The organism is Spongiactinospora gelatinilytica, assembly GCF_003236385.1.
GTDB classification, from domain to species: Bacteria; Actinomycetota; Actinomycetes; order Streptosporangiales; family Streptosporangiaceae; genus Spongiactinospora; species Spongiactinospora gelatinilytica.
In genome coordinates this window covers 1-4,624 of record NZ_POUA01000495.1, presented here as the reverse complement: position 1 = coordinate 4,624, position 4,624 = coordinate 1, and the positions used below count along the sequence as shown (strand labels likewise).

Below are 4,624 nucleotides of genomic sequence, written 5' to 3'. Positions count from 1 at the left end.
GCGCACCCGCTCGCGTACGTCCTTGGCGGTGGACAGCGAGATCCCGGCCCTGGCCGCGATCTCGCGCAGCGAGGCCCCGGGCCGCTCGGCGAGCACCGCGCCCGCCCGCCTGCGGCCCGCGGCCGGATCGACCGCCCGGACCCTGCCGTCCCGGCCCACCCGGCCGTTCGAGTGTGGAACTTCCCCGGTCGAACGCCGCCGCAGCGCGGCCACGGTCTTGGCGGAGATGCCCGCCACCGAGGCGATCGCCCGGTCCGACCAGTGCCAGTGGGTCGTGATGATCCGCGCGGCGGCGGCGTTGCGGTCGGCCTGGCCGAGCGGCAGGCCGTGCGCGGAGTTCAGGCCGACGGAAAGGACGAACACGTCTTCCTGCGGCCCGTCGAAGAACACCGCCTCGATCTCCCGCTCGCCGCGCAGCGCGGCGGCCCTGAGCCGGTGCATGCCGTCGATCACCCGCATGGTCGGGCGGTGGACCACGATGGGGGGCGTCGGCGCGTCCTGGTCGGCGAGCAACCGGACGTGCTCGGCGTCCTCTCCGCCGCTGCGCGGCGAGTCGGCTGCGCGCAGCGCGGCGATCGGCAGCCGGCGCGGCTCGGAAAAGCGCTCGCCGATTATTCCGGATAACTGATTTTGGGAATTCGTCACGCGTGCCGGGGTTTCCGGGTGTGGAATTTGTGGTGACCTGGCCAACGAGTTGTTCGACATGTCTCCTCGCCTGTCGCGGAGGTAACGCAGTCGCTGTCGTTGTGCGGGTCGCGGGGTGTGACGCTGTGTGCGTGAAAGCTCACTGATATCGATGCTATGCCCGGGTCAGGAGTGGTGTCAACCGGGGTAATGGCGCTGCGCCGATGAATTCTCCCCTCGGGGTGGCGGAATAATCCGGTGGCCGCTCGCCGCTACGCCTGCTTGGTGGGCGCGGTCTGGAGTACCTCGACGATCGCGGCTTACGGTGGGTGGGAAATCGGACCCATTGGGAGGGCGAGATGAAAGAGGTTGCGGCGCGCGCGATCGATGGCGAGGCGTTCCGGGGTGCGCTCCAGTTGCACGCCGCGGGCGTGGTCGTGATCACCGCCGAGTCGGACGGCGTGCCCCTGGGCCTCACGGTGACCACGTTCACCTCCGCCAGCCTGAGCCCTCCCCTGGTGTCCTTCTACATCGACCGCGGGTCCGCCAGCGCGCCGGGACTGAGTTCGTCTGCGCATTTCGCGGCCAACATCCTCGCGGGCGGGCAGAGCGAGTTGGCCGCGCGGTTCTCCCGCAAGGGGGTGGACCGTTTCGCCGCGCCCACCAGGTGGCACCTCGGGCCGCGCGGACTACCGCTGCTGGACGACGTCTCCGCGCGGCTGATCTGCTCACTGGACGCCGCGACCGAGATCGGCGACCACATTCTGCTGGTGGGTTTGGTGATGGACGTTTCGGTCGATCCGGAAAGCCGCCCGCTGGTGTACCACGGCCGCCGGTTCGGCGGTTTTCTCCCGCACCCGTCGCCCAACGGCGGTTCCCACCCCGCCGGTCAGAAGGCATAGAAAAAAGTGGACTGAATGTGGGCACCGAATCGGTCTGGTACGGGCCGGTGAGGTGGCGGAGGATACGCGCGTTGAGATCCCGGTCCGCCGAACGGCACGGTGCCGGGGACGCCATCCTGGGGAGCGCAGTTGAGAAGATCATTATGCGTGGGCCTGATCGTCAGTTTGGGGATCGTGATCGCCGCCGCCACGCCCGCCTGGGCCGAGCCACCGCCGCCCAAGCTTCCGGCGAACGCGAGCGCGGCGCAACTGAAATTCCAGCCCGCGATGGACTACGACGGCGACGGCTGCTAGCCGTCGGTGGCCATCGGACATAAGGACAAGGTGGAGACGCTCGCGTGCCGCCTGGGCCGCCCGAACGAGAAGCCGGAGAACCACTGGGGCCGCTGGCTTCTGCCGGACCTGGTGAGCTGGAACGGCTACCCCTCTACCGCACTGCGCGACAGGCTGTCCGCGCACGGCAGGGGCGCGGCCACGTTCGCGCTGAAGGACAGCGCGTTCCCCGGCGACCTGGAGAAGGCCCACAAGTACAAGATCCAGCCGCCGCGCAGCGCGCCCATCCATCTCGACCTGCCCTTCGACTTCGACGTCGACAAGCACGAGCTGCCGTCCGGGATGCCGGATCCGAACACGCCGCCCGACGACGATGACGACGAGGAAAGGGAAGAGGAGAGGAAGGGGGCGGAGGAGCTGAAGAAGCGGGATCTGCGGGTCATGCCGCTGGGCGACTCCATCACCTACGGCATCGGCAGTTCCACCGAGTCCAGCTACCGCGCCGACCTGTGGAACAAGCTCGACGGCAAGACCAAGAGCATCGACTTCGTCGGCTCGATGCGGTCCGGGCGGCTGCCCGACCCCGACAACGAGGGCCATTCCGGCGCGATGATCAGCCAGATCGCGCACGCGGCCGACACCGCGGTCCCGCTGTGGCGGCCCAATGTCGTGCTGGTCCACGCCGGTACCTGCACCCGAACGACAACGGATACCGCAAGATGGCCGACGCCTTCCACAAGGCCCTGCTCCGGGCGGCGGCCAAGGGCTGGATCAGCGACTCACCCGGCACGCCGCTGTGCAGCGACGCCCAGAACCGCTGGACCCCGCGCGGGCAGATCGCCTCCGGCGTCGCGTACGGCGCGGACGAACGGATCACCTTCGCCGACATCGACGGTGACCGGCGGGACGACTACCTGGTGGTCAACGCCAGGACGAAGGCCGTGCGCGCCTGGATGAACGCGGGCGGCGACCGGGACGGCAGGCCGGGCTGGGTGGCGCGCGGGCAGATCGCCTCCGGCGTCCTCAAGCCGGGCGACGGACTCCGCTTCGCCAACGTGGACTGCGACACCCGCGACGACTACGTGGTGACCAAGTATCCCAGCGGTGCCGCGACCGCCTGGCTGAACCGCGGCGGCGACCAGGACGGCAGGCCCGGCTGGGTGGCGCGCGGGCAGATCGCCTCGGGTGTCGGGATCGCGCAGGGCCAGGGCCTGGCCTTCGCCGACATCGACGGCGACCAGCGCGACGACTACCTGATCTGGGACCTGCGCACGGGCAGCGTCCAGGCGTGGATCAACAACGGCGGCGACCCCGCCTGATCGGCCCTTCACAAGAAGGCCTCGGCCCTCGTGCGAAGAGCACCGAGGGCCGATTCGGACATGTTTTATCCACTTCCGCCGGGATGCCGTTATCGCCTCGTGACAACAGAAGGCCGCGGCCGGTTTCCGGCCGCGGCCTTACAGATATTCCTCGATGACAGGGATCACCGGGATTCCTGCATGGGGTAGATGCGCAGCCAGTCCACCTCCATCCAGGCGTCGCCGCGGTCCTTGCCGTCGGGGAACCAGTCGAGCTGGAGGCAGGCCGCCATCGGGCTCTGCGTGGAGCTGGCGGAGCGGAACCACTCCTGGCCGTCGATGTACCCGACCACGCCGTTGGGCGTGTTCTCGACCGCGTACGTGTGGTAAGCGGTCATGTCGAGTTCGCCGCTGACCCCCTCCTTGCCGCCATCGGGGGTCTTCATGAACAGGTTCGGGCGCTGCCGTTCCGGGTCGTCGATGACCTCAAGGAAGGCGATCTCCTCGCCGGTCGCGCTGTCCACCCCGCCGCCGCCCTGCTGCGGCCACAGCAGCGCCACCGGATGGTAGGAACCGGCACCCGCATAGAGCCGGATCCTGGCCTCCCAGCGGCCGTGGGACTGGACGTAGCGAGTGGCGAGCCCCGCCGTGGTGCCCTTGGCGGTGCCGTACAGGTAGAGCGCGCCGTCCCCGATGAACGCCTGGCCCGGGGAACGCCGGCCCTTGCCCGCGTGGCCCGCCGAGTCGTAGACGAACCAGTTCTCGCGGTCGAGCTGGGACTCGAAGTCCTCACACCAGATGGGCGCGCCCCAGTCGGGGTTCGCGCCCTCCGGGGTGGCGGTGCAGTCCGCCCGCCGTACGGCGGTGTCGCCCCGGGCGGCCGGGAGGCCGCCCAGGACGAGGGTGACCGCGAGGCCGGCGAAGGCGGCCCGCAGCACCGTACCGGCGATCACGACGGCGGGTCCTGTGTGCGGGCGCACTGCGAGGAGATGCTGAACGTCCAGCACCCGGCCGGGCGCGGCGGCACCGGGGCGGACGCGGTGTCGTTGGATGTGGAGGTGCCCCGCGATTCGTCGCCGGGCCGGGTGGCGGGCGGCGCGAGCGGGGGAGCGAACGCCCAGCGCGGCGCGTTCGCGGCCTCGGCCTGCCGCTTGGGCAGCGCGAGCGGTGAACCGGAGTCGCCCAGACCGGACGAGCCGCCCTGATCGGTCCCGTTGGTGGTACGGCCGCGCCAGGGCGCGAGGCTCCAGCAGTTCGCGTCCTTGAACGGCACGCACGCGCCCTGCGGGCGGGCCGGCTTGGCCAGCGGCGGCAGCGGGAGCACCGGCCTGGTCCGCCGGTTCTTCTGCTGCGGGGCCGCGAGCTGCCGCGAGTCCGGCTGCTTGACGGGCGGCGCGTCGCCCACCTCACCCGTCGGCGACGGCCGGGGGGCCGGCGGCTTTGCCGGCTCCTTCGTCGGGGGCTTCGGCGGGGCCTTCGTCGGCTCCTTGGCGGGCGGCTTGGCCGGCTCCTTGGGCGGTTCCTGGG

Annotated in this window: 6 protein-coding genes and 1 pseudogene; 4 read left to right on the top strand and 3 right to left on the bottom strand. The window is 70.7% G+C overall.

Annotated features, from left to right (window positions below; genetic code table 11):
* A partial coding sequence (locus tag C1I98_RS35605; RefSeq protein WP_199537471.1) for a ParB/RepB/Spo0J family partition protein occupies positions 1 to 645 on the bottom strand: 645 nt, incomplete at its 3' end.
* Between the two features lie 338 nt (positions 646 to 983).
* On the opposite strand from C1I98_RS35605, the gene C1I98_RS35600 reads away from it, so the two are divergent.
* From C1I98_RS35600 to C1I98_RS42125, 4 genes are all read left to right on the top strand, one after another.
* Positions 984 to 1,526, top strand: coding sequence for a flavin reductase family protein (locus C1I98_RS35600; protein WP_111171698.1), 543 nt, complete (start codon positions 984 to 986; stop codon positions 1,524 to 1,526).
* 147 nt (positions 1,527 to 1,673) lie between these two features.
* On the top strand, positions 1,674 to 1,820 hold the full coding sequence (locus C1I98_RS43355) for a hypothetical protein (RefSeq protein ID WP_199537470.1): 147 nt from the start codon (positions 1,674 to 1,676) through the stop codon (positions 1,818 to 1,820).
* Positions 1,821 to 1,826: 6 nt separating this feature from the next.
* Positions 1,827 to 2,756, top strand: a complete 930-nt coding sequence (locus C1I98_RS43350; RefSeq protein ID WP_199537469.1) for an SGNH/GDSL hydrolase family protein — start codon at positions 1,827 to 1,829, stop codon at positions 2,754 to 2,756.
* On the top strand, positions 2,741 to 3,118 hold the full coding sequence (locus tag C1I98_RS42125; protein WP_158558317.1) for an FG-GAP-like repeat-containing protein: 378 nt from the start codon (positions 2,741 to 2,743) through the stop codon (positions 3,116 to 3,118). Before C1I98_RS43350 ends, C1I98_RS42125 begins: the two co-directional genes overlap by 16 nt.
* Positions 3,119 to 3,282: 164 nt before the next feature.
* On the opposite strand, the gene C1I98_RS35585 is transcribed toward C1I98_RS42125, so the two are convergent.
* The gene (locus C1I98_RS35585; RefSeq protein WP_158558316.1) at positions 3,283 to 4,050 is read right to left on the bottom strand and encodes a glycoside hydrolase family 16 protein; all 768 of its coding nucleotides are present in this window, start codon (positions 4,048 to 4,050) and stop codon (positions 3,283 to 3,285) included.
* Positions 4,047 to 4,624: pseudogene (locus C1I98_RS42120) on the bottom strand (hypothetical protein); the annotation flags it as partial. The gene C1I98_RS35585 and the pseudogene C1I98_RS42120, both read right to left, overlap by 4 nt.